The sequence below is a fragment of the Peribacillus muralis genome, from assembly GCF_001439925.1.
Lineage (GTDB): Bacteria > Bacillota > Bacilli > Bacillales > DSM-1321 > Peribacillus > Peribacillus muralis.
This window is the reverse complement of sequence record NZ_LMBV01000005.1, coordinates 214,331-239,608: the sequence shown is the minus strand read 5'-3', so window position 1 is coordinate 239,608 and position 25,278 is coordinate 214,331. Positions and strand designations below refer to the sequence as shown.

Annotated in this window: 26 protein-coding genes and 1 pseudogene; 6 read left to right on the top strand and 21 right to left on the bottom strand. The window is 42.2% G+C overall.

Annotated elements, in window-relative coordinates:
* Positions 1-59: 59 nt before the first annotated feature.
* Positions 60-590 (bottom strand): hypothetical protein, encoded by a 531-nt coding sequence (locus ASU00_RS09650; protein WP_152983722.1) that lies wholly within the window; start codon positions 588-590, stop codon positions 60-62.
* A gap of 35 nt (positions 591-625) precedes the next feature.
* Positions 626-955 (bottom strand): hypothetical protein, encoded by a 330-nt coding sequence (locus tag ASU00_RS09645; protein ID WP_057913239.1) that lies wholly within the window; start codon positions 953-955, stop codon positions 626-628.
* 347 nt (positions 956-1,302) lie between these two features.
* Here ASU00_RS09645 and ASU00_RS09640 point away from each other — a divergent pair, with 347 nt between their 5' ends.
* Positions 1,303-2,235, top strand: a complete 933-nt coding sequence (locus ASU00_RS09640; RefSeq protein ID WP_057913238.1) for an L-lactate dehydrogenase — start codon at positions 1,303-1,305, stop codon at positions 2,233-2,235.
* Positions 2,236-2,277: 42 nt separating this feature from the next.
* A complete protein-coding gene (locus ASU00_RS09635; protein ID WP_057913237.1) occupies positions 2,278-3,852 on the top strand; it encodes an L-lactate permease in 1,575 nt (524 codons plus the stop codon).
* An 86-nt stretch (positions 3,853-3,938) separates the two neighbouring features.
* On the opposite strand, the gene ASU00_RS09630 is transcribed toward ASU00_RS09635, so the two are convergent.
* Complete coding sequence (locus ASU00_RS09630; RefSeq protein ID WP_057913236.1) at positions 3,939-4,649, bottom strand: DsbA family oxidoreductase; 711 nt, start codon at positions 4,647-4,649, stop codon at positions 3,939-3,941.
* A 76-nt stretch (positions 4,650-4,725) separates the two neighbouring features.
* A complete protein-coding gene (locus tag ASU00_RS09625; protein WP_057913235.1) occupies positions 4,726-5,181 on the bottom strand; it encodes an RrF2 family transcriptional regulator in 456 nt (151 codons plus the stop codon).
* 138 nt (positions 5,182-5,319) lie between these two features.
* On the opposite strand from ASU00_RS09625, the gene ASU00_RS09620 reads away from it, so the two are divergent.
* The gene (locus ASU00_RS09620; protein ID WP_057913234.1) at positions 5,320-6,216 is read left to right on the top strand and encodes an EamA family transporter; all 897 of its coding nucleotides are present in this window, start codon (positions 5,320-5,322) and stop codon (positions 6,214-6,216) included.
* Positions 6,217-6,241: 25 nt separating this feature from the next.
* Here the strand turns inward: ASU00_RS09620 and ASU00_RS09615 are convergent, their stop codons facing one another.
* Positions 6,242-7,423, bottom strand: coding sequence for a TetR/AcrR family transcriptional regulator (locus ASU00_RS09615; protein WP_236712678.1), 1,182 nt, complete (start codon positions 7,421-7,423; stop codon positions 6,242-6,244).
* A 162-nt stretch (positions 7,424-7,585) separates the two neighbouring features.
* Between ASU00_RS09615 and ASU00_RS09610 the strand changes: the two genes are divergently transcribed.
* Entirely contained in the window at positions 7,586-8,920 is a 1,335-nt protein-coding gene (locus tag ASU00_RS09610; RefSeq protein ID WP_057913232.1) for an aldehyde dehydrogenase family protein, read from the top strand.
* Positions 8,921-8,974: 54 nt separating this feature from the next.
* Here the strand turns inward: ASU00_RS09610 and ASU00_RS09605 are convergent, their stop codons facing one another.
* Entirely contained in the window at positions 8,975-9,739 is a 765-nt protein-coding gene (locus tag ASU00_RS09605) for a TIGR03943 family putative permease subunit (protein ID WP_057913231.1), read from the bottom strand.
* Positions 9,739-10,752 carry a permease gene (locus tag ASU00_RS09600; RefSeq protein ID WP_057913230.1) on the bottom strand — a complete coding sequence of 338 codons (1,014 nt, stop codon included), beginning with the start codon at positions 10,750-10,752 and terminating at the stop codon, positions 9,739-9,741. Before ASU00_RS09600 ends, ASU00_RS09605 begins: the two co-directional genes overlap by 1 nt.
* 651 nt (positions 10,753-11,403) lie before the next feature.
* Here ASU00_RS09600 and ASU00_RS09590 point away from each other — a divergent pair.
* Positions 11,404-11,907, top strand: coding sequence for a DinB family protein (locus tag ASU00_RS09590; RefSeq protein WP_057913228.1), 504 nt, complete (start codon positions 11,404-11,406; stop codon positions 11,905-11,907).
* Between the two features lie 101 nt (positions 11,908-12,008).
* Here ASU00_RS09590 and ASU00_RS09585 read toward each other — a convergent pair whose 3' ends face one another.
* The 13 genes from ASU00_RS09585 to ASU00_RS09525 form a co-directional block, all read right to left on the bottom strand.
* Positions 12,009-12,821: a PhnE/PtxC family ABC transporter permease gene (locus tag ASU00_RS09585; protein ID WP_152983729.1), complete on the bottom strand. Its 813-nt coding sequence runs from the start codon at positions 12,819-12,821 to the stop codon at positions 12,009-12,011.
* A 59-nt stretch (positions 12,822-12,880) separates the two neighbouring features.
* Positions 12,881-13,666, bottom strand: a complete 786-nt coding sequence (locus tag ASU00_RS09580; RefSeq protein WP_057913226.1) for a PhnE/PtxC family ABC transporter permease — start codon at positions 13,664-13,666, stop codon at positions 12,881-12,883.
* A complete protein-coding gene (phnC, locus tag ASU00_RS09575; protein WP_057913225.1) occupies positions 13,656-14,444 on the bottom strand; it encodes a phosphonate ABC transporter ATP-binding protein in 789 nt (262 codons plus the stop codon). The genes ASU00_RS09580 and phnC overlap by 11 nt, the downstream gene beginning before the upstream one ends.
* A gap of 27 nt (positions 14,445-14,471) precedes the next feature.
* Positions 14,472-15,506 carry a phosphate/phosphite/phosphonate ABC transporter substrate-binding protein gene (gene phnD, locus ASU00_RS09570; RefSeq protein WP_057913224.1) on the bottom strand — a complete coding sequence of 345 codons (1,035 nt, stop codon included), beginning with the start codon at positions 15,504-15,506 and terminating at the stop codon, positions 14,472-14,474.
* Positions 15,507-15,634: 128 nt separating this feature from the next.
* Positions 15,635-16,348, bottom strand: a complete 714-nt coding sequence (locus ASU00_RS09565; RefSeq protein ID WP_057913223.1) for a phosphonate C-P lyase system protein PhnL — start codon at positions 16,346-16,348, stop codon at positions 15,635-15,637.
* 22 nt (positions 16,349-16,370) lie between these two features.
* Positions 16,371-17,549 (bottom strand): phosphonate metabolism protein PhnM, encoded by a 1,179-nt coding sequence (gene phnM, locus ASU00_RS09560; RefSeq protein WP_057913222.1) that lies wholly within the window; start codon positions 17,547-17,549, stop codon positions 16,371-16,373.
* A 30-nt stretch (positions 17,550-17,579) separates the two neighbouring features.
* Complete coding sequence (locus ASU00_RS09555) at positions 17,580-18,425, bottom strand: ATP-binding cassette domain-containing protein (protein WP_057913221.1); 846 nt, start codon at positions 18,423-18,425, stop codon at positions 17,580-17,582.
* Positions 18,426-19,280, bottom strand: coding sequence for an alpha-D-ribose 1-methylphosphonate 5-phosphate C-P-lyase PhnJ (locus ASU00_RS09550; RefSeq protein WP_057913220.1), 855 nt, complete (start codon positions 19,278-19,280; stop codon positions 18,426-18,428).
* On the bottom strand, positions 19,273-20,409 hold the full coding sequence (locus ASU00_RS09545; RefSeq protein ID WP_057913219.1) for a carbon-phosphorus lyase complex subunit PhnI: 1,137 nt from the start codon (positions 20,407-20,409) through the stop codon (positions 19,273-19,275). The genes ASU00_RS09550 and ASU00_RS09545 overlap by 8 nt, the downstream gene beginning before the upstream one ends.
* Positions 20,391-21,008, bottom strand: coding sequence for a phosphonate C-P lyase system protein PhnH (gene phnH, locus ASU00_RS09540; RefSeq protein WP_057913218.1), 618 nt, complete (start codon positions 21,006-21,008; stop codon positions 20,391-20,393). Before phnH ends, ASU00_RS09545 begins: the two co-directional genes overlap by 19 nt.
* A gap of 12 nt (positions 21,009-21,020) precedes the next feature.
* A complete protein-coding gene (gene phnG / locus ASU00_RS09535) occupies positions 21,021-21,446 on the bottom strand; it encodes a phosphonate C-P lyase system protein PhnG (RefSeq protein ID WP_057913217.1) in 426 nt (141 codons plus the stop codon).
* A 157-nt stretch (positions 21,447-21,603) separates the two neighbouring features.
* Positions 21,604-22,305 (bottom strand): GntR family transcriptional regulator, encoded by a 702-nt coding sequence (locus ASU00_RS09530; RefSeq protein WP_057913216.1) that lies wholly within the window; start codon positions 22,303-22,305, stop codon positions 21,604-21,606.
* Between the two features lie 208 nt (positions 22,306-22,513).
* Positions 22,514-23,371, bottom strand: coding sequence for a PHP domain-containing protein (locus ASU00_RS09525; protein ID WP_057913215.1), 858 nt, complete (start codon positions 23,369-23,371; stop codon positions 22,514-22,516).
* Between the two features lie 381 nt (positions 23,372-23,752).
* Between ASU00_RS09525 and guaC the strand changes: the two genes are divergently transcribed.
* A complete protein-coding gene (gene guaC / locus ASU00_RS09520; RefSeq protein WP_057913214.1) occupies positions 23,753-24,736 on the top strand; it encodes a GMP reductase in 984 nt (327 codons plus the stop codon).
* A 51-nt stretch (positions 24,737-24,787) separates the two neighbouring features.
* Here the strand turns inward: guaC and ASU00_RS09515 are convergent.
* Positions 24,788-25,127: pseudogene (locus tag ASU00_RS09515) on the bottom strand (zinc ribbon domain-containing protein YjdM).
* Positions 25,128-25,278: the final 151 nt, after the last annotated feature.

The window sequence follows — 25,278 nt, the reverse complement described above, 5'->3', positions numbered from 1 at the left end:
TGAGCTCCTCTTAAAAGATAGAACGATCGTATGACATAAGCTCCTGAACTCGTTCACTTTCACGCTTCCGAAAATATCCGCATTAAATCTGATACGTCTTGATCATCACATGACATAGCATGTATGGCATCAGATTTAATGAATGCTTCACCATCAAGCTCCCCCACTTCGTTCACCATCGAAATGACAAATATATCATCTTCCAGGTTCTTGATGAAGCCTTGCACCTCCCCATGAACATTGAAAAGATCAACTGAAACCATAAAATGATGTTTATGTGCAAAATCGAGAAAACTCAACAGTAAATCGTCATTTCCATCAACGAATTCCATGTGCTTTTGTTTTTTGGACACATATAATTTCTTGATTTTCTTAATGTATTTCGTATTGATATTCATTTGATGAATGTTATCAAGATAAAGCAAACGATAGCCATCATACATTCCGTTTGAAGCAATATTAGCCGCCACTATAAATGCATCCGACACGTTTAGGATTTTGACCACATCGAATTTTCTTACATCTTCTGTATCGGAGTATAACTCCACAAGTTCTTTTCTTTCCATTATATTAAGCAATTGTTTTTTCATCATTTCCCTCCAGATGAAATCAAAATAAAAATCGGTCACAAGGATTGGCCTCCGTGAATCGCCCTTTGGGCAGCTTGCTCATCTTCTTTTTTCACATAAACATCGTATTGAGTCGTTTCGTTGCGATTTTGGAAGTCCGTCGAACCTAAATTCATAGGCGTTTTCGTTTTGAAGGGCACCCCTCCGCTTTCCAATTTGCCAATCACCTTAAAATAATTATCAGAGCCGAATGCCGTATAAATGCACGTCCAATATTTATAGGAAATTAGTTTGAAGGTCACGACACAGGCTATGCCCAATACCAGCATTCCAATGATGATATACTTCACACTTCCCATTTCCTTTTCTTTTTCAACCTTGTGCATTATCCATCCTTTACACTATATTCTTTGCGCCATGTGTCATCTCCTTTTTCATCTACCTTCTATTCGGTCTGATGTGCTATCATGTCAAAAATAAATCTAACCAAATTGTTTATTGCAATGACCTAGTGAAGTGTAGTACAATAACATTGTGAAATACTTCACAATGTTATTTTGTTTATATCGCGCATGTAGGCCTGCTAATTTTTTTAAACCTTCATGTGAAATATTTCACAAACTTAAAAAATAAAGATTATCCTTCTTAAGAATCGCTCTAGAATTACAGGGACAGAATAATACTGATATCTATAAAAATGGGTTACATTCGGAAAAAATCGGAGGCATTCATTATGAATTCTACAAAGGGAAATAAAGTCGTTTTAGTTGGTACTGGTGCAGTTGGATCAAGTTATGCCTATGCTTTGATGAACCAAGGAATATGTGATGAGTTGGTTCTTGTCGATTTGAATCAAGAAAAAGCGAAAGGCGATGTTATGGACTTAAATCATGGTCTTGTGTATGCGCCTAGTGCCATGAATATAAAATCCGGGTCATACGAGGACTGTAAAGATGCTGCAATCGTAGTCATATGTGCTGGCGCTGCCCAAAAGCCCGGAGAAACTCGGTTAGATCTTGTAAAGAAAAACATGAACATTTTTGAATCGATCGTAGGCAGCATTATGAAAGCTGGATTTAATGGCATATTCTTGGTTGCAACGAATCCAGTAGACATTTTGGCTTATGCTACATGGAAATTTTCTGGTTTACCGAAAGAAAAAGTAATTGGTTCAGGGACTATTTTGGACTCTGCAAGATTCCGCTCTTTATTAGGACAAGAATTTAATACCGCACCTACAAGTATCCATGCCTATATCATTGGTGAACACGGTGATTCACAACTTCCAGTATGGAGCTCTGCCAATTTCTCCGGATTGCCTATCGCAGGAAAATTAACGGAGGCAAGAAAAAAAGAGATTTCCGTTAGTGTCCGTGATGCTGCCTACGAGATCATTGAGTCCAAGGGAGCTACGTATTATGGAATCGCAATGGGATTGGCAAGAATCACAAAAGCGATCTTAAAGAATGAAAATGTCGTCTTGGCAGTCGGATCATTGTTGGAAGGCGAGTATGGCCATAGTAATGTTTATATTGGTACCCCTACTGTCATCAATCGAACAGGTGCAAAAAAAATTGTCGAGCTTTCCCTAAACGAAAGCGAAAAAGAACAATTTACCCGTTCTGTTCATACGCTTCAAGATATTCAATCCCAATTTTGGAAGTAGTTCATACTCTAAACAGAATTTCTTACACAGGGAGCTGTCATTATGTTAGTAGAAACATACAACCCATTTAATAATCTTGCACTGTCGGCAATAGTTGCAGCCATACCCATTCTTTTATTTCTATTATGCTTGACGATATTCAAAATGAAGGGAATTCATGCAGCCCTCCTAAACTTGTTCGTTACCTTTCTTATCGTCCTTTTTCTCTTTAAGCTACCCTTGGGAGAAGCGATTGGAAGTGTGGCTCAAGGTGCGTTCCAAGGGATATGGCCGATTGGTTATATCATCGTGATGGCCGTCTGGTTATATAAAATCTCTGTAAAATCCGGAAAATTCGAAGTATTACGCGGTAGCATTGCAGGGATTTCACAAGACCAACGTCTTCAGCTCCTACTAATTGGTTTTTGCTTTAACGCCTTTCTTGAAGGGGCAGCAGGTTTTGGTGTTCCGATCGCGATCTGTGCCGTCCTATTGGTTTCATTGGGTTTCAAGCCTTTACAGGCAGCGATGCTCTGCCTTATAGCAAACGGGGCTTCAGGAGCATTCGGGGCAATCGGCATACCGGTAGGCATCATTGATACTTTCGGCCTGGAAAATGTGACATCAATGAATGTGTCGATGATGACGGCCTTAACACTGCCGCTCATTAACTTTACCATTCCCTTCTTATTAATATGGTTAATGGATGGATTTAAAGGAATCAGAGAAGTATTGCCGGCCATTTTAGTGACTTCCACTACTTATACGGTGTCCCAGGCGCTCATGACCGTTTTTGTCGGACCAGAGCTAGCCGACATTATCCCCTCTCTCCTAACCATGGGGGTGTTGGCGTTATTTCTTAATAAGTGGCAGCCTAAACATTTATTTTTACTTAACGGCAAAGGATCTGAACTAATAAAACATTCAATGAGTGATGTCGTAAAGGCATGGTCTCCTTTTTACTTACTGACTCTATTCGTCTTGATTTGGAGCTTTCCCGCCTTTAAAGGACTGTTTTCCCAAGGAGCTATCCTTGAATCGACTGTGCTGAAATTCATATTCCCTGGTTCTTCGATTACAATCGGCATTGATTTAATCGGGGCAACAGGAACAGCGATCTTATTGGCTGCACTGACGACCATCGCTACGACGAAAGCGATTAATATAAGTGAAGGTCTTTCGCTCCTGAAAAAAACGGTTTCAGAGTTCCGCATTCCAATCATCATGATCTGCGCAATTATCGGTATAGCTAAACTGATGTCATATGGTGGATTAACAATCGTTTTAGGCGAAGCGGTTGCGACAACAGGTCACATCTTCCCGCTGTTATCTCCACTATTAGGATGGATTGGCGTGTTCATGACTGGGTCTGTAGTGAATAACAATACGTTATTTGCTCCGATACAGGCCACTGCAGGCCATATCATAGGGACAAACTCATCATTATTAGTTTCCGCCAACACCGCGGGGGGCGTCATGGCAAAGCTCGTTTCCCCACAATCGATTGCCATAGCGACGGCAGCCGTTGGCGAAACCGGACAAGAATCCGCCTTAACGAAAATGACATTGAAATACAGCTTTGGGTTATTAGCCTTCGTATGCATTTGGACATTTATTTTATCGCTATTCTTTAAGTGAAACCGAGGTAAAACACACGGCTGCAAAAAAGGCCGCATCCAAGATGATAAAATCAACTTGGGTGCAGCCCTTTTACTTTTAAAGATTTATTTTTCCGGTACGTTACAAGAACCGTCCGCACAAGCTTCACCTGTTGCCGGATCATTCACCATTTGCAGCGGGTTTTCCTCGGCCCATACCTTTTTCAGCGTATCGAGGAAAGCTTCGATTGGCTGAGCCCCGGAGATGCCATATTTGCGGTTGATGACAAAGAAGGGAACACCGGTTATTCCGAGCTGGCTTCCTTCCTGCTCATCGCCCCTTACTTCAGCCGTGAATGCCGTCCCTGAGAGAATCTCTTCAGCTTCAGACTTATCAAGACCAGCTTCTTCGGCTAAATTAGCCAACGTCGCATGATCGCCAATATGCTTGCCTTCCGTAAAGTATGCTGTAAACAGGCGCTCGTTCATTTCATTCTCTTTACCTTTAGATTGGGCAAGGTACATCAAGCGGTGGGCATCGAATGAATTCGTCAAAACGATGTTATCCAAGTGATAATCAAGTCCCAATTCTTTTGCTTGTTGCGTCAGGTTTTGGCTGCTTGCTTCCACATCGGCTTTCGACATGCCATATTTCTTCATGAGCATTTCCTGTTGCGTCATATTGATGTCCCTATCTGCCTCAGGATTCAGCTCAAAGCTGCGGAACGCTACCTCCACTTGTTCTTTATTTTCAAATTGCTTCAAAGCCTCTTCGAATCGACGCTTCCCTATATAACAAAACGGACATTGATAATCCGACCAAATTTCTACCTTCATGTATATACCTCCTAAAAATTTAAATGCAATCACTTTAAGCACATTATATATTTTAGGGTACCCTCTGGCAAGGATATTACCCTAGACACTCTTTTTCAAAATGGGTGAAATCGATTTTCTTCATGAATTCTGCTAATGTATAGCCCCCTAATAGGCGCAATGTTTCCTTTTCTGCTTCATTCATGATTTCCTCCAAAGCCGTATCCAGCTGCTTCACGACTTCACCGCATTCGCTCGTCTCCATACACACTGGGCATTCCGGCCGTACCGTTTGATACACATCGGCCAAAGTAAGTTGTGTTGCAGGCACCTTCAAGCTATATCCGCCATCACGGCCTTCCTTAGTTTCGACGATTCCCGCAGATGCTAGCTGAGCCATCACCTTTCTTAAGAAGGTGGCATGTGAATTCACCTTTAAGGCGATCGCCGAGCTTGTAAGGAGCTTTTCGCTTTGTGCGAGCCAAACCAGAGAGTGGATGGCGATGGCAAACCGCGGCGGTCCAATTTGATTGTTGCGATTACCTGTAGACATGCTGATCCCCCTTTACCCCACTGTTCCATAGTACATCCATTATACTATGGAACGTTCTCTTAGAACAAATGACCCCCTTTGACTTAACCGCCCCAACCATATATTCTGAATAGTAAATCTTTAAAAAGGAGGGCTTCAATGAAGGATAGATATCCATTTTTACTCGTCATACTTGGTGCCATGCTGTGGGGAACGACAGGCACTGCCCAATCATTCGCCCCAGCCAATGCCAATCCCGTTGCAATTGGAGCCGTCCGTTTGGCAATTGGAGGTGCCGCATTATTTCTAATTGCAATCTGGCAAAAAAAATTAACACGATACAATTGGCCCATAAAAGAAACCATCCTAGCAACTTTAGGCATGGCCTGCTACCAGCCACTCTTCTTTATGGCTGTAAGCCTGACAGGAATCGCCATCGGCACCATCATGACTCTAAGCAGCGCCCCGATCATCGCTGGATTCCTTGAGTGGTTATTCAGTAAAAAAAGCCCCACATCAAGCTGGTGGATGGCCACAGGTTTGTCGATAACCGGATGCTTCCTGCTCTTTTCCCATCAAGGTTCGGATACCATCGATCCTGTTGGCGTATTACTTGCAATTGGTGCTGGAGCTTCCTTTACGGTATATACACTGGTCAGTAAAAGGATCTTGAAGCAACAACCTCCTGAAGCGACTGCCGCTGTCATCTTCGGCTTTAGCGCCCTGTTATTGGCACCCGCTTTATTCGTCCTGGATATTAGCTGGATCGTCACACCAAACGGGCTTGCCGTAAGCCTTCACCTCGGTCTTCTTGCTACAGCGGTAGCTTATTTATTTTTTAACAAAGGACTATTATCCGTGCCTTCATCGACAGCGGTTTCCCTGTCACTCGCAGAACCGCTGACAGCCGCTCTTCTAGGTGTTTTCCTTGTCGGCGAAAGCTTGTCTCCCCTATCGTGGCTCGGAATCTCATTACTTCTTTGCGGAATCATAACTTTGATTATTTCACCTGGAGACCGAAAAAGCCCTACGTCGAAGACGCACGGGCTCAGCTAAACAATGAATCAGCTGGTGATTCCATTTAAAGCAAATTAATTTTATATTTCTTCAGATCAAGGAACTGAATGAATTCCTCGGCTAGGAACTGCGGGGTGTATTCCTTTCCTTCTTGTAATCTGTATAAGATAAGGCCCACTAATAGACCGGATACATAGTACGCATACATTTGCTTGCCTGCATGTATGTCTATTTGCTGCTTCAAATAAAAGCTGCTCAAGGTATTTAGGATTTCAGGGATTGGATCGGGTATCCCGTAATTTCCGCTTATGAAATGGACGATGGAGGTATGTTCCGAAAGATAAGCAAACAATCGAGTGAGAATATCTTCCGATTGCGTTATGGTCACATTCTCCATACTTCCTTCAATCGTTAAAATCGCAATCATATCAGCACAGAATTTATGGGTAATCGCTTTGAGTAAGTCATCTTTACTGGAATAATGGTCATAAAAGGTTGCTCGGCGCACATCACTTCTGCGCGTGATATCCGATATCGTCACAGCGGAATAGTCTTTTTTTTCAATGATCGATTGGACCATCGCTTCCTGTAGCGCTTGTCTCGTCCTGATTATACGCCGATCGATGCGGTCTTCCTTTTCATCTGGCAAAACGGTAGCACCAAACATCCAATAATATCTTTTCTGGCTGACCAAATCCCAATATTGCTGGCTGATTTCCTCTGGGGAGAGTTTCATTCCTTCTTTAAACCAGAAAAGGATGATGGCATAAGTATAGAGGGCCCGGTAATGCACATACATGTCCTTTAAGGTTTCCGAGACGTTTTCCTTCATCGGGGTCAGCATGATTTCCCTATTGAATACATCAAAGAAAAACGCATGAAAATTGACATAGGGCATTTTATTCCGGTCCATCATGTTCAAAAAGAATGGGATATGCTTGGCTACATATGATAAGGAAGGAAGGACCTTCAATTTCATTTCTTGAAGGTTGATTTGATCCAAGCCATTCAAGGAATCGAAGATCGCTCTCTGTAAACCTTCCTTTTGTTCCTGGACTATTTCCTCGAAAATATCGAATTTATCTTCATAGTAAAAGTACAAGGTACTCCTGCTGACGTTTGCCAGCCCGGCTATTTCCTTGCTGGTTAAATGGCGGATGTCCTTTTCTATAAGGAGCTTAAGCAATGCTTCCTTAATCTTTGAAGGTGTTGGTTCATTGGCAACACTATTATGATCATATGACACAAAAGCACCTCCAGGCATGTTAAAATATCGGACAGTTTCTAGGCATTTATACGATAACGTACACTTCGCTTGTCTCTGTCTTTATTTAGGCTATCTTAAAAACTATAATAATTTCGAGAGATGAATAAAGCAAATTTCACTTTAAGGGGGACAAAAAGCGACATGGATATTGAAACGAAAAATGAGATACATCGAGTATTCCAATTGCAAAAAAAATACCAAAAAGTGTTGCGTTCAACTACCGCAGAACAAAGGAAAGCGAAACTGAACCGGTTTTTGGAGGTCGTTGTTGCCCATGAGGAGGAGATCATCGAGGCGGTGCGCCAAGATGTCCGCAAGCCCCATCATGAGGTAAAGAGGGCGGAAATCCTTGGAACGATCAAATCGATCCAAGATAATATAAACAATCTAGATGAGTGGATGGCACCTATTGAGGTGGGATCTTCCTTGAGCCCTGATGCAAAAGGATACTTAATGTATGAATCGAAAGGTACATGTTTAGTGCTTGGACCTTGGAATTATCCCTTCATGCTTACGATGGCCCCGCTTGCTGCAGCGATCGCAGCCGGTAACTGCGCCATCATCAAGCTTTCAGATTTCACGATGAAAACGAGCAACATCGCAGCGAAAATCATTCGGGAGGCTTTCGATGAAAAAGAAGTGGCAATCTTTGAGGGTGATGTTGATGTAGCGACAGAGCTTCTTGAACAGCCATTTGACCATATCTTCTTTACTGGCAGCACGAATGTCGGCAAAATCGTCATGACTGCAGCCGCGAAGCATTTAGCATCCGTGACCCTTGAGCTTGGCGGAAAAAGCCCGACCATTATCGATGAAGGGTATGATTTGCTGGATGCCGCGAAAAAAATTGCCGTCGGCAAATTCATCAATGCCGGTCAAACTTGTGTGGCGCCAGATTATATATTCATTAAAGCAGACAAGCAAGCGGAATTCACGGACCATTTGCAAGCCATCGTTCAAGCTGGATTTCTAATGGAAGATGGGACGGCCGACAGGAATAAATTCACGCAAATCGTCAACGAGCGGAATTTCAATCGGGTCAAGGCCTTATTTGATGATGCGATCGAACAAGGTGCTGAAGTCGTCTTTGGCGGCCAGTTCGACCTAAGCGACCGCACCATCTCCCCGACGGTGTTGAAGAATGTCACTCATGATATGAAGATCATGCAAGAGGAAATCTTTGCACCCATCCTGCCGTTGCTAACCTATGAAGAGCTGGGTGAAGTCATTGATTCCATTAACGAACGCGATAAGCCTCTGGCTTTATATGTTTTCAGTTCAAATCAAGAGGTCATTGATGAAGTCCTGAATCACACGACTTCCGGTAACGCTTCCGTCAATGACGTTGTCGTTCATTTCACCGATTACAATCTGCCATTCGGCGGAGTGAATACGAGCGGGATTGGTTCTTATCATGGCATATATGGCTTCAAGGCCTTCTCACATGAAAAGGGAGTCTTCGTTCAAGCAAGATAATGCCTGTCAACATAATGGAAAACCCGGCAAAGCATCTCTTTGCCGGGTTTTCCATTATTGAATGATTTGCACATTTTCATAAAGATACGTTTCTTTCGGTGGCTTTATTTTCTTCGCATCCTTTAAATCGATTACCGGAACGGCTTCACCTTTATAGCTTCCTTTTTTTAATGTGCCGGTAATGGTGTACCAATCATTCGTCTTCATTCCTTTAACATTTCCGTTGAGCATATAGCCATACAAGGTCGCATCGACCACACAGCATGACATGGAGAGGCGGGAGATGGCCACTTGTTTTTTTGTGAATTGATCCTCGCGGTATACAAACCCCGAAAGTTCAATTTCCTTCCCTTTGATCGTATCGAGGTTATTCAATAGCTCATCAAGCACTTCAAAATAATTTTCATCCGTGACCGTAATGTTCTCCAGATTCACGTGCTTTCCTGTATCATACGAGCTTTGCTTCTGTGCTTGCTGCTGGGCCATCCCCCTTTTTGCCAGCACCTCCCCGCTTAATGTAAAATCCGTCAAGATAAAGCCGAGAAATATCGGGATGAAAAACAAACTATATTTCAAGGCCAAAACGGATGCCGAGGACTCTCGAATTGAATGGCAATCACAATGATTTCTGCCCTGCTTTTGTTTTTTCAGCCTGAGAAGGCTGATCACGAAAAAAGCAAAAAGCGCGGTCAATGCATATGGAATCATTTTGGGGGCGATCAATTTCGTTAAGTGACCCGACACATACAACTTAAAAATCATCAAACCTAATCCAAGCAGCAGCAGCCCTTCAAGTTTTTGGATGAAAAAACGTTTCATCAAAGCCCCCCCTTACTGATCAATCCGCCTGCGATGAGGCATAAGCTGAAGACGACTGCAAAAACAAGCAAAACATAAGTGAAGACGAAGCTTCTTTTAAAACACGCCATCATGATCAGGACATTTTTCAAATCCAGCATCGGACCAAAGACAAGGAAGCCGAGGATGGAGCCAGGCAGGAAGCTATGGGAAAAGGAAGCGGCCACGAAGGCATCTGCTGATGAACAAAGTGAGAGGACAAAGGCAATCCCCATCATCAACGCAGTCCCTTTTATCGGGGCCTGTCCGATTTCGGCCAGGATGGCCCGATCCATGAGTACTTGAAAAATACTGGCAAACAACGCTCCGATGATAAAGTATCTGCCGACCATGAAAAATTCCTGAGAAGTATGTTCAATGAAGCTTGTCCATTTACTCGGCGGAAAATCGTGTACATGATGCTCATGAACTGCTTCCAGCTTTTCCTCCTTGACGACATCTTTCCTGCTGAAGATATAAATGAATAATCCGACGATAACGGCCGTCAGGACACAGAGTATGATTCTTCCGTATAATATGGAGGGATCATTTTGGAACGCATAATAGGTCGAGCCGAAGACGATGACGTTCAATATCGGGGCGGTTACAAGCAGGACAACGCCTGCGTGGACCGGAACGCCCTTTTGAATCAATTTCCTTACGACCGGGATGATTGCACATTCGCACACCGGTATGATCAGGGCCGCACCTATCGCAGCGAAAATGGCCGTCACGGGGCCTTTTGGTATCATCCGCTGAATAATTTCTTCACTAATGTACAACTGGATGAACGAAGAGGCAATCGCACCGAGGAACAGGAATGGAATCGACTCTAAAAACAACCCCAAAAATACGACAAGCACGGAATGAAGCTGCGGGTATCGGGAGAAATCAATGGCGTTTGGAATAAACACGTCGCCTAAAAAGAAGAATGTTAGCAGCAAAAATAAGAGAATCAATAACAGCATATTGCCCGTGTATCGTTTCAATAGCATGTACAACACCTCGCAAATCATAATTATTCCGATTTAATCTTTAGTTTGCTTCAGTATATGTTCTTGCTCGGATTGACATGACAAGAAACGAAACAACATAAAACAAAATCCTACAAGTAGACTGCTAGCACCCCCCTTTGCCAGTACGCCCGTATCCTAATATGTGTGAATCGTTGCAAGCAGGTATACGACGGTTTGCATGGGCGCATGATTAAATATGCCGGCGCTCCTTTTTCCACTATATCTGGAAGCGCCCCGAAGGATTTGATGCCTGAAGTGAAACAAAACAATGATTTTATGATAAACTTAATAAAAAAAGCTGGCATTACATTCATAAAGCTAACATATCTGAATAGGAAGAAAGGGTATTCAAACCACAGCCCGAAGCATACCTGACTTCACAACAGTACAATTCCGCTTTTCTGAAACCTTAACATCCTGCTCAAATGGATTCGTCCTGAACGGTTGATGTCACTCCCCTATGGTACCGAATCCACAAAAATGGTATTTTTATAGGTTCCCGAACGTAACGACCAACTCAGGTTTATCGTGAATGATCAGTCCATCCCTTTTTTCTATATAGCCTACCAAACATCTATATCAAAAAGTCGTGATGCTACTCTTTGAAGGGTGTCACAATAGGGGGTTCACATGGATTTTATCGAGTATGATCTATTATTCGAGTCAAGAAATCAATTAATTGGCGAAATTTCGGAATTGGATGATAAAACGTTGGACCATCGGCCAGCTCCTGACGTATGGAGCATCGCCCAAATTTGCCATCACCTGTATCTGACGGAACATGTCTTTACAGATGTGATAGCCCATGGCATCCGGGAAAGGGATTTTACTAATATCATTCAAAAAAACATTTACTTAGTATCCGATCGAACAAAAAAATTCGCTTCCCCTGATAGCCTTTCTCCCTCCTCCAGTCCGTTTCCATTATCGAACATCATGGATTTACTGGCAGAATCCAGGGATCGGTTATTTCAAGTTCTTTATGAAATGGATGCTGATACGAGGCTAGATAAAAAGAAAGCGAAGCATCCCCTGTTCGGGGACCTGTCGTTGGATCAATGGATCGAGTTATTGTCTTTACATGAACAAAGGCATATCAAACAGATTCAAGAAATAAAGTCCGCCCTTATATAAGCCTTTCAATGATTCCATTAGCAATCAGCCGATGAAAGCACTTACATCGTTTTACAACAAATAAAGAGACCACTTCATATTGTGGTCTTCTTTCATGCATATCAAGATGCTTCTTTCAGTTTCCTTTTGATTTGTGTTGCGAAGATTTCAAGACAAATGGCAATGATCAGGATAAAATAGGTGATTGCACCAATTTCACTCAAGTCAAAATAAAATCCACTTGCCATGAACATATCGAAGCCGATTCCTCCTGCGCCTGCCGCTGCGCCCATTGCGACAGCCACTGCAAAATTGATTTCAAAGCGCATGAAAGTCCACGAAATGATATAAGTGATTGAAGATGGAATGATGACTTGGAACACGATCTGCCACCAATTCGCTCCGCTTGCTTGCAGGGCTTCTATAGCACCTTTATCAATTTCCTCGAAGGATTCCGAGTAGGCCTTTACCAGGTAACTTATGGAGTGAAACGTCATTCCTATAACTGCCGCTACACTGCCCAACCCGGCTGCGACTGCAAAAATGAGAACCCATAACACGGTAGGAACGGCTCTGATCAAAGCAACCAACCCCTTTATGATAACCGATAATGGCTTGGAAGAGATATTTCCAGCCGCTAAAAGTCCCAACATCAGCGCAATGATTGCGCCAAATATTGTCGTCAAGAAAGCTAAACCTAAAGTAATCGATACTTGATAAAGCGCTTGTGTAAAGGTAAAGTGCTTCAGATGCGGCTCAAAAAACATGGTCTTCAAATTGTCGATGGTCAATATTAGCGCATCCCACAATTTAACATCTTTATAATCAAAACTGGAAAATGCATAAATAGTCAAAACTGCAAGCACCAGCATACTCATCCGAATCGCGATTGAAGATTTCGAGAAGGGCTTTTTCGATAGCCGTTCAAGTAGCATGTTGTCCAAATCCTGTCCAGCGGGAGCAGGAAATGGTTTGATTGGACCCTCTGCCTGCATTATAAGATCACCCTCCTCACATAATTTGAAATCAATTCAATGGATATTATCGATATGATGATCGTAATGACGACAAGACTGGCAATGTCATAACTCAAGTTTTTATAATAAAGATTAAACGTAAAACCAATCCCCGACCCTGTAAGCAGCCCGACCAAAGTTGCATTCCTGATATTCGTTTCAATCATGAACAGCACCCAGCTGATCATTTGCGGAATGGTTGAAGGTATGACAGACTGCGAAATGACGGTTAGATAACTTGCGCCGGTTGTCTGCAAAGCTTCTACGGAACTGCTGCTCACTTCATCGATCGTTTCAATAAAAGCTCTTGTTAAAAAACCGAAAGATCCGAAAAACAAGGCAAAATAACCGGTCAATGAACTTTGTCCAAAAGAAAATAACAGAACTAACGCCCAAATTGAAACATCAATATTTCTAAATAAAACGGCTATCCCCCGGCTAAAACCTCCGAAAAACCCATTCACCCTTGTCGTATTGGAACCCAATATCGCAAATGCAAAGGCCAATATTCCCGCGATTGTGGTAGCTGCAACGGATATCAAAAGTGTTTCTTTCAGCTTTATTAAGATGTCTGGCAACTTGATAAGGGAATCCTTTGTTGGATAAAAATTCGATAACGACCATTGTATGGCCTTAGGAACCGAGGAAACCCCTTTTGCGATGCTGAATTCCGTAATGATGATGGAAACAGCCGTCGCAGCCCCAATAAGCAAAAACAATAGTAGTGAATTTCTTCTCTTTTTTGCAAAAACATCAGCCGGCATGGGAACCTCCCAAATCAAAAATCAACTTTCCTTCATCCGATCCATAAATCTGATGGATATCATTTGAGGTTATATTTTGAGTTGTGCCATTGAAAACCACCTTCCCACCATTCACACCGATGATTCGATCCGAATATTTCAGGGCAACATCGACTTGATGCAGGTTGACTACTACTGTAATTCCCATGGAAGAGCAGATGTTCCTTAAATGATCCATGATCACTTTGGATGAATTCGGGTCAAGAGAGGCAATCGGTTCATCGCACAACAGCAATTTAGGATTTTGGATAAGCGCCCGCGCAATGCCAACCCGCTGTTTCTGACCTCCGCTCAACTGATCGGACCTTTTATAGATTTGATCTTCCAGACCGAGGATTTGGAGAACTTTAGCAGCCTGAAGCTTCTCCTCTTCACTATAAAGGCCAAGGATTCCAGCCAGAGTAGATTTATAGCCTAATCGTCCATGCAGGGCATTTTCAATTACACTTAGTCTATTTACAAGATTGTAATGTTGAAAAACCATCCCTATTTTTCTGCGTACTTTCTTTAACTCCCTTTTATTCACCTTGTATACATGATCATTATCAAAAATGATTTCTCCGCTAGTCGCATCGATCATCCTATTGATGCATCGAAGAAGAGTCGATTTCCCTGCTCCAGATGGCCCTATGATCGAAACGAATTCTCCTTCTTTCACAGTGAAGTCAATATTGGATAACGCCTTTGTTCCATTCCCAAACTGTTTTGAGACATTTTTCACTTCCAATAATGTTTTCATGTATGATCCCCCTACATTTTACTGCCTTTATTTAGATAATTCCCGAATTGGATTGAACCAGTCATCCTCAACTTCTACCAATCTTTCTTTTCCGCTCACCCGTTTAAATAGACCTGTTAACTTGGAGTCTTCTGGTACAAAAACTTTCTCGTTATTTGCGATTTCATCAGACATCAACGTTTCAAGGATTTTTTCACGAGTTTCCTCACTGACTAATTCGGAGTTAACCACGAAAGGTGCATTCAAAACAGGAGTCACTGAAATGAGTGAGAATGATTTATCCACAACGGTGTTAAAGGGTTCAGCTGCATCCTTCTTTACCTTATACACGGCACCAGCTTTATTCTCTTCCCCATCAGCCAGCTCCACATAATTTTTGACACATGTATCACAAAAAGCTGCCACTTCCGCTTTCCCGGTTAAAAGATTTACAGCCGATCCTTGGTGTGAACCTCCATAAAGCACTTCACTGAAGAATTTATCTTTGCCGCCTTCCAATAAATCCTCGGCCTTTACACCCTTGAACTTATCTTGCTGCGAGAAATAATCTACGATTCCTGTGGAAGGAACTTTGAAGCCGGATGTAGAGCTATTTGAAACGAAAGAGAACTTTTTCCCTTGGATACCGTCTATTTTGTATTCGCCGTTAATTTTATAGTCATCCGCATTTTGAACAGCCAGCCAGCTATTATAAACTGCATCATCCAACGTACCTGATTCACCGCTTGGAACAACCAGAGGTTGAACACTATCGTTTTTATTGTTTGCTTCAATATATCCTTGTGCTCCCAGGAATGCTAAATCTGCGTTTCCATTAGCAATTGCCTCGATTGCAATGTTATAATCCGTAGTGGTCTTATGTTCGACTTTCTTCCCTGTCGCATCTTCCAAGATTTTCCCGATCTCATCGCGGGCTTCCCCTAAATCTTCCCCGGATTCGTTTGGCAGCCATGCTATGGTTAATGTATCATCTTCACTTGCACCTGTTGAACTACTAGAAGAACAGCCTGTAAACACCAGTAAACTAACTAACATCAATAGAGACATCATCGATTTTTTCACGTTAAATCTCCCCTCCAATTTAAAAGATCTTTTCTCATTTCAGTCACTTCCCATATAACAATACCGGTACAATGCTAACCTGCCGTTAAGGGAGCTGAATATTCGGTAAAATTTATGTGAATTCATCGTTAAATTTTTTGAATAGCTTGAGTAAAACATCCATTCTGCATGCTATATTCTTTCGTTACTAACCGGTTCATGAACTCCAAGTCATGAAAGATGCCCAGCATGGTCGTTCCTTCGTTCATTAGCTGTTCCAGCAGGGTTTTCACCTTCACTTTAGAATCGTGGTCCAAACTTGCTGTCGGTTCATCCAACAGGAGGAGCCGCGGCCTTTTCACCATTGCTCTCGCTATATTTAGCCTTAACTTCTCTCCTCCTGAAAAAGTAGCAGGGTAACTGTCCCATAGCTCTTTTCCTATTTCAAAGTGGTCGAGGATTTTTTCTGTTTCGATATTGGCCAATTCCCTCGTTTGCCCCATTTCAAGGATGGCCCCGGTAACGAGCTGCCTTGCTGTCGTTCTTGGCATGACATTTAAAAATTGGGATACATAGCCTATCTCATGCTTACGCAGGAAAACCATTTCCCTTTCTGTTGCTTTTGCCAGATTAATTGCACCATAGTGGGAAGAATCATACCAGATGTCTCCTTCTTGAACCCGATAGGTACCATAAATCGATTTTAGGATCGTTGATTTGCCGCTGCCGCTCTTGCCTGTAATGCCAATGAATTCGCCTTTTTTCACTGTGATCGTAATGTTGCTGACCGCATGGATATTTTTCTTTTGATTATGTAAAATAAACGACTTGGATAAATCATTGATCTCCAATATGTTCTCCACTTTGCCACCCGCTTTCTAGAATTTATATCCTGTAATTCGTTTTTTGAATCAATTTCCCATCTACAATCACGGTTGTTATGACAGGGAAATCACCAGAAATTTTTTCAATAATAAGGATGTCAGCCTTTTTCCCTTCGTGGATCGATCCGATTTCGTCCTCCATCTTGACTGCCTTTGCGGGATTCAACGTAACTAGCTTAAACATATCGACAAGATCCATTCCATGGTTTTCGACTAATTCAAACATTGAATGCAGAAGGGCTGCAGGGTAATAATCACTGCATAAAATGTCTATGCTTCCATCCTGTATGGCTTCAGAGGCACTTAAATTCCCGCTGTGGGAACCTCCCAAAAGCACATTTGGTGCACCGGCTATGGTATACATCCCCATATCATGGGCCTTACGGGCAATCTCGAGTGTGATAGGAAATTCACTTATACTTGTTCCAAAGCTGTGAACCAATTCAAGTTTTTCTATTGAATCATCATCATGAGAGGCAACGGCAATATTGTTTTCTTTTGCTAGCAGTGCAATTTCCTTCATTCTTTCAATCGTCAGCTTCTCTTTCACTTGATGAGTCCGGATCATCACATCAATGGCTTCATCACTATAATCGTTATATCCTCTTAACGTGTTTCGATAAATCTCTAAATGACGATATTGCCCTTGCCCTGGAGTGTGGTCCATGAATGAGACCAGATGCACTTTCTTTTCCGTAACATATTCTCTTAGACTATCTATATCTTCCAAATTATCGATTTCATAACGGGCATGAAACCGATGACGTACCAAGTGCTTCATCTTATGTGTTTGATCAATCAAATCAATAAGCTTCCTTACATTCTCCGGCTCCCGAATTGGCTTATATGCGTATTCAGTGGATTTATAGAGCGATAGAGAGTGGAACATCGTCGTGATCCCGTGGGTAATCAGTTCCTTTTCCGTTTCTCTTAAGCTCAAATTAAAATTCATTAAGGAAGTCGGGCGCGGCGCAGTCATATGTTCAATATAATCCGAATGGAGATCAATAAAGCCGGGTGTAACATATCCACCCGAAGCGTCCAGCACTTCCATCTCAGGACTGCTTTCGATTTCTCCCACAGGTGCGATCATGCAAATTCTATCATCCTTAATTAAGAGATCATGGTCCATCAGGATTGAGTCTTCCGTTATTATTTTTCCATTTTTTATCAGCAACAATGTCTCTTCCCCCATTTTCTTTAGTTTCTTTTACAGCAGCGAGTGTACTAATTGCTGGGTATAAGGATGCTGCGGATCTTCGAGTATTTGGTCTGTTAAACCTTGCTCGATGACTTTACCCTCCAGCATAACGAGCGTACGGTCTGCAAGCATTCGGATTACGCCCAAATCATGGGATACCAATACAATGCTAATATTCAAATCTCTTTGGAGCCCTTTAATTAAGTCCAATACACTTGCTTGAACTGATAAATCCAAACCAGTGGTGACCTCATCCAATAGCAGTATGGGAGGATTATTGGACAATGCTTTGGCTATCTGGACCCGTTGCTGCATTCCGCCTGAGAAATTCCTCGGTTCTTCCTTCATTCGATGAACGGGAATATTGACTGCCTCAAGGAGCTCGGCGCCTCTTGATTCCATGCTGCCAACATGTCTGTTCCCGGCTGAAATCAACTTCTCGGCAATATTGCCTATCGAGGAGAAATCCATTTTCAAGCCGAGAATCGGATTTTGATAAACCTTCCCCATCAGATGGTTTCGAACGTATCTTTTTTTCTGGGCAGACTCCATGAATACATTCTTGTTTCCATCCTCAAAGCCAGCCACATACAGTTCTCCATCGGTCACTTCTTCGTCAAAATACAAACTTTTCATTAAAGTGGATTTGCCGCTGCCGCTTTCCCCTACAATTCCGAGAACTTCACCTTGATACAAATCGAACGTCAAATCTCTGCAGGCATATACCGTCCCGCATTCGTGACAGTAGTTTTTCGTCACTTTTCCTGATTTCATTTGCTTACACGTCGAACAGCCGTTTCCGTACTGTTTGTTCATTTGTTTCACTGATAATACGGGTACCTCAAGCACAGACATCTATTTCACTCCCAATGATTGTTTTTGATTGACCATTTCAAGGCAATTGCTTGTATCATTGCATTGGAAATACGTTTCACCTGACTCCTCATCAACAAGTTCATCCAAAAAAACATCGTTGGAACCGCAGAGAATGCAAGCATGATTCGCAAAGGACTCGATTTCAAATCCATAATCATCAAATGCCAAAGATGATATATTTGTATATGGGGGTATTGCGTATACCTTTTTCTCCCTGCCTGCACCTAACAGAATGAGCGCTTCATTATTATCCAGCTTGCTATTATCGAATCTTGGGATTGGACTTGGTGCCATGACATACCTGTCGTGAACCATTACCGGATGGTCTGCATCCGTCGCCATTATTCCGTACTTCATAATTTGTTCGAATAACATAAGCCATGCACCACTATACTCTCTCTCAGCATGAAGCTTTTTCGTTTCATGTTCGCTCGGCTCAAAATTCCTTAAAGGTTCCGGTAACGGAACTTGAAGAATCAAAATCTGGTCCCGTTGCAGCGGCACTTCCGGCACCCTGTGTCTAGACTGGATTAAAGAGGCACCTTTTGTGCTATCCGTTGTCCTTACCCCAGTGGTATCAGATACGAGTTTTTTTATGTTAACGGCATTAACGGATTCATCCGACCCTTGGTCGATCACCTTAAGGACGTCATCCTTTCCGATCAATGACAATGTCAGCTGCAGGCCGCCTGTGCCCCAACCACGCCCAATCGGCATTTCCCTTGAAGCGAATGGGACTTGATAACCCGGAATGGCAATCGCCTTCAGTGTTGCCCTCCTAATCTCCCGTTTCGATCCTTCATCAAAAAATGCAAAATTATAGGTTTTATTCATGCAATCCAACCTCCTGCTCTGTGGTCTTATCTTTCGACTTCCGGATGCTATCAAGCTTGGATTGGAACGTAACATAATGAGGCATCTTCAAATGGGAGATGAAACCCGTTGATTCCACTGAATCTATATGATAAAGAACGAATTCCTCATTGTGACTTGGAAACTCCTTGTTGGGTTTTTCCAAGCAATTATCCAAGATGCCCATTGCGATTGCTTTTGTTTCATTTTGTCCCATGCACATGCCATAGCCAACTTCAAACTCTATTTCTTTTTTGCCTTGTTCTTTCTCTACCGTAAGCGGAATCAGCATCTCAGCCTCCGTTGCTGTGAAGTCCCCGATATAATAGCTATCTTCCTCTTGCCCTTCGTCCAGCAGCGGGTGATCGAGATGTACGGGCAGCTTGCCTACTCGCAGCTCCCCCACTGTTGGGTGCAGTGCACCATATCCACGGATGACTGCATAAGCAAGCGATGTCACTGCACCGGTTTGTCCTCTTGTTAAAATTTGCAGGCGTTCACTTCGCATCGAAGGAAACTCCAGACTTTTCCTTGTCACATCCCCAGGCTGCAAATCATCGTTTTCACAGCTAGCTAATAAGCCTTCACTTCTTAAGTAGTCCAAAACTTTAGGCAGAGAGTTTAAATCAGCACTATCGTTCTGATAATCTGTTGATTGATTCTCCTCTTGAAAAGCACGTAACCAATCTTGAATGCTTATATCCGATTCATTTTCCAGCTCCGAATCCAGTAACCGATGTGTATAATCGGTCGTGGCCCCTAAAATCTGCCCGCCAGGTACATCCTTAAAACTAGCTGAAATCCGCCGTTCCACTTTCATATGTTCAGAACTGATCACTCGTGAAACATGTTTCCGCGGCAACGTGGATCGATAGGCTCTCAAGAGGAATACAGCTTCTTCCGGATTGCCTTCTGCCTGTTTGATGGCAAGTGCAGCCAATGATCGATCATACAAACTGCTTTCTGACATAACCTGGTCAATCAATCCTCTCATCCCAGCTTCTATCTTAGGCAGCTCTATAGCCGTCCCTTTTTTCACCCGTTCATACTTTAAGCGTTTGATGGATTCCTCAATCGCCTTTGTTCCGCCCTTTACTGCAACATATCCCATATAATCTCACCCCCATTTCCCTTGATTTGGGTCGTTCTCGGTAAAGCTATTAAACGATCTTGTTGATCGACAAAATACATATCGATTCCTAACGGAAATTCTTTGTTTTTTTCGTTCCTAGCACCAAGCCAGGCGGAAACATTTGGGAGGCTTATGAAAGATTCCTCTTGAATTCCTGGTCCAGAAAGAATCATGGAGACCCCTTTTGTTACATCCGGTACTTCTAGAATGATCATTGCCGATTCATGAGGGTTCAACAGATTCCCTACCTTTGCCATATTTAATGCTTCCTTCATTTGCTCGTCGGAGGCATCTTGTAAAATGAAGATAAAGTCCGCTTCCGCCAAATCGACAGGCTTTGAATAAGTAAGCTGATTAATCATTCTTGACACCGCCTCCTCCGCCTTTGAAATGACCTTAAAAGTCACTTCAGGGTCAAGTACAGTGCGTGCAAGCAGGATCGTTGAAGATAAGCACTCCATTTGAATATCCAACGTCTTGGCTTCCCTCTCCAAAACCACTGAATTTCCAGGTCTTGAGGTCGCCGTTACAAGCTTTCTATAAACAGTTTGTATATCATGAACTACATCCAAATTCATTGCTTTCCCCCCTTATTGAACATCCATTGTTTCGAAGTGTACCTTGGTTCTTAAAATTGATCGATTCAGCTCTTGTAGATTTTTCTGTATATTCTTCTTCTCATTTTCTAAAATTGGTGACCATAACTTTGTTTCACCAAGATCAGCCTGATAAGCGGCATCAATGATCGCTAAACTATGTGCCAGATCCTCCCGATGTCCCTTAACGATACCAATCCCGATTGAATCATGGATTTTGACCGTGCATTCTGTCACCAGCATTTCCCCTAGATAAAACAAGCTCTTTTTTGCCGTTTCCCTTGTTTTTAGCAAGACAAGGGCACTCTCTGGCTTTTGAATGACCGTAACTTTATATTTCATTGCTATTTCCTTGGCAAATGCCTTCGCAATGTCCTCAGAGCCTTGAATCAAAATCTCGGTTCTTTCCTTTCTTCTCATTCCATTGGCCTCCAAATGTTATAGTTTCAAGCTAACATCTACAATGTATCTTGTTGCCAAGTGAATGTACGTTAAGAAAGAGTAAATCTTTGTATGGAATTTGTTAAAGCGGGACTACACTATTCAAAGTTCATGCTTTACTCGTGAATATCCGTTTTTATATAACATATGTGAAACAATCGCTCCGATAGATTATGACCGTGTGCTCAAGGACTTGATTGCTCCGCTTATCACGGCATAATGATTCCACTTGCAAAAGTGGGATCAAACTTGAACACTGCAAAATATCCCGGTCGAATAGAGTGGGAAAAATCACATTCAGCGTGCTGTTGTTTGATCCGAATTCTACATAACCACGTTGCCGATAATACTGAAACATAGAGGTAATTTCAGGACCGTCACTTTCGATTTCAGGAAATGTCGATTTTGCTACAAAAGATGTATGAAGAGCAATCGGGAAATCGTCGATTAACCTAAGCCTGCCAATTTTAAAGACCTTGTCATCACTTTCCACCTCGAGACTTTGAAAAATCTTCTGATCATAAGGAATTTCTTCGCAAAAAATAGTAATCGTTTGAAAGGAAAATTGAAGTTCATTCATTTTCTCGGTGAAACTAATATCTCCGGATAAAATTAACGGAATTTGCTTCTTGCTTTCCTGGACATAACTTCCCTTACCTTGCTTTGAATAGATAAAGCCTAAATCTTGAAGCTGCTCATATGCCTTCCGGACAACCATTCTTGGTACATTAAATTGATCGGCGAGTATATGCTCTGAAGGTAACTTTTTATCCGATTGAAAGGTTCCACTCTTAATTTCAGATATCAAATGATCCACTAAAAAGTTTTTTTCCGCCATCAGAAATCCCCCTTTACATATTCGATTCCTTGTTACTGTCAGTGTAATGAGAAAATATGAAGCTACTATGATTTTCTTGTAAAAAAAAAGTCCTGGTCAATTACCAGGACGAAAGGAAGTACTTCTTCCATGAATTTATTTCAATAAAACAGCAGCATGTTCAGTCATACAAATTACTAATGCAACAAAATTCCTGGTTTAATGAACATCATTTAATGGCCATGCTTTTTTTCCTTAATTTCAAAGCTTCCACACATTCCCTTCCTGGACTCATACTGCCAAGACGAATCGGCTTCTCCCCATAATCCCCATGGAAATCCGAACCACCTGTCTTAATGAGATTATATTGATCTGCACATGAAATCGCTCTTTCCTCTTCTGCATGCCCATGATGAGGGTGTAGGACTTCAATCCCTTCAAGACCTGCTTCAACAAGATCGGGAATGATTTCGAAGCTCCCGTATTGTCCTGGATGAGCAAGGACCGGGACGCCTCCGGCAGCACGAATCGCCTTCACAGCAAGACTGGCATCCACATACTCCATAGGAATAAAGGCAATGCCTGGCTCTTCTCCACTTTGGCCGCGACTGAAGATTTTCTTATACAAATCTCCATAGATGGAATCCGTATACCCCGATTCCTTTAGTGCCAGCATAATATGCTGCTTATAAACACCCGTTCCTCCCCTGAATTTAGAAACCTGATCCCACGTTACTCGATAGCCTGCATGAATCAATCGTTCCACCATTTTTTCAGAAGCTGCATTCCTTTTATCTATCAGTGGATTACATAAATCCTCAAGCGCCTTATGACCAGGCTCAACAAAATAGCCCAAAATATGTACACGCCTGCCTCTTGCAAAGTCATAACCAGAAATCTCTATAGCAGGGATGATTTCAATTCCTAGTTCCTTTCCCCGTTTCATCATCTCTTGCAATCTAATCGTTGTATCGTGATTCGTAATTGCCAAGTGACCAATGTTCTCCCTTTTTGCCACCTCCAATAGTTCCTCGAAAGAACTGGACCCATCTGAAATGTTCGTATGACAATGTAATTCCACTTTCATGCCAATACCCCCCATTCTTTTTTCGTTGCCTATTCTCATTTTAACTTAATGCTATATCCGGCAACGTTAAGATGATGTAAAAAAACGTAAAGGTGTAAAGGTCGAACAAATTGGTGAAAATACATATGTTTTTTTGGCTATAGACAAACGCTCCCGCCCGCGGTAAACGATTGCCTGGAGTGGAAATCAACGTTCCAAAGCATCATGTTCATTCGTCTTTTTCAGCACCCATCCTGTAACGGATTTTCGATCTAACTAAAATAAATTCATAATAAAACCATTAATAATTTTGACTTACTAGCAAAAATGATGTACATTACCTATTGGGCGAACAATTTTAAGATTAAACAATAAAAATATTCGTATATAGAGGTGCATACCATGGAAAACGTATTTGATTATGAAGATATTCAATTAATTCCTGCAAAATGTGTAGTAAATAGTCGTTCTGAGTGTGATACATCCGTCACTTTGGGCAAGCATACATTCAAGTTACCTGTCGTTCCTGCAAATATGCAAACGATCATAGATGAAAATATTGCCACGTACTTGGCTGAAAACGGTTACTTTTATGTCATGCATCGCTTTGAACCAGAAAAACGAGTAACATTCATTAAAGATATGCATGCACGCGAATTAATCGCATCCATCAGTGTCGGCGTCAAAGAAGAAGAATATGGATTCATCGAGCAATTGGCTGCCGATAACATCGTACCTGAGTTCATTACGATAGACATTGCACACGGACACTCGAATGCTGTGATCAAGATGATTCAGCATATTAAAAAGCATTTACCTGAAAGCTTTGTCATCGCAGGGAATGTGGGAACTCCTGAAGCAGTGAGGGAGCTGGAGCATGCAGGTGCCGATGCTACAAAGGTGGGCATTGGACCTGGTAAAGTATGCATCACGAAGATCAAGACAGGATTTGGAACGGGCGGCTGGCAATTAGCTGCGCTTCGCTGGTGTGCAAAAGCTGCAAGCAAGCCAATCATCGCTGACGGCGGAATCCGCACGAATGGTGATATCGCTAAATCCGTTCGATTCGGAGCTTCGATGGTCATGATCGGTTCCTTATTCGCAGGACATGAAGAATCCCCTGGGGAAACGATTGAGAAGGATGGAAAAGCGTTTAAGGAATACTTTGGTTCAGCTTCTGAATTCCAAAAAGGTGAAAAGAAAAACGTGGAAGGCAAGAAGATGTTTGTCGAGCACAAAGGATCCTTGGAAGATACGTTGAGGGAAATGGAACAAGATCTTCAATCTTCCATTTCATATTCCGGTGGAAACAAGCTGGAAGCAATCCGCAATGTTGATTATGTTGTCGTTAAGAATTCAATCTTTAACGGAGACAAAGTCTATTAAGAAGCAAGTCAAAAAAACGGCCTAATCAATGGATTAGGCCGTTTTTTATCATTATACCCTTTTGACGAATTGGGATTTTAATTTCATTGCCCCAAAACCATCAATTTTGCAATCTATATCATGAACTCCATCAACTAAACGGATGCTCTTGACTTTTGTACCCATTTTTAAGACGGATGAGCTGCCCTTCACTTTAAGGTCTTTGATGACTGTAACGGTATCACCATCATTCAAGGCATTTCCATTTGCATCCTTGATTGTCCTTTGGTCACCATTATCGGTTTCCGCTTCTGCAGTCCATTCATGGGCGCACTCCGGACAAACAAAAAGACTTCCATCTTCATATGCATATTCTAAAATTGCATGCAGGGCAATTAGGAAAATCAGCCATAAATTCACTTCCTCCATACGTTAGAGTCCATTCTAATCTATAAATAGTTTACCTACAACCGGTAATGGTGTTCTTTTTAGTACGTTTCTTTACGATCACCCCGCAAATGTAAATCCCATTTCCTCCCTCCTCTAGAACCTTAAAGGTTTTT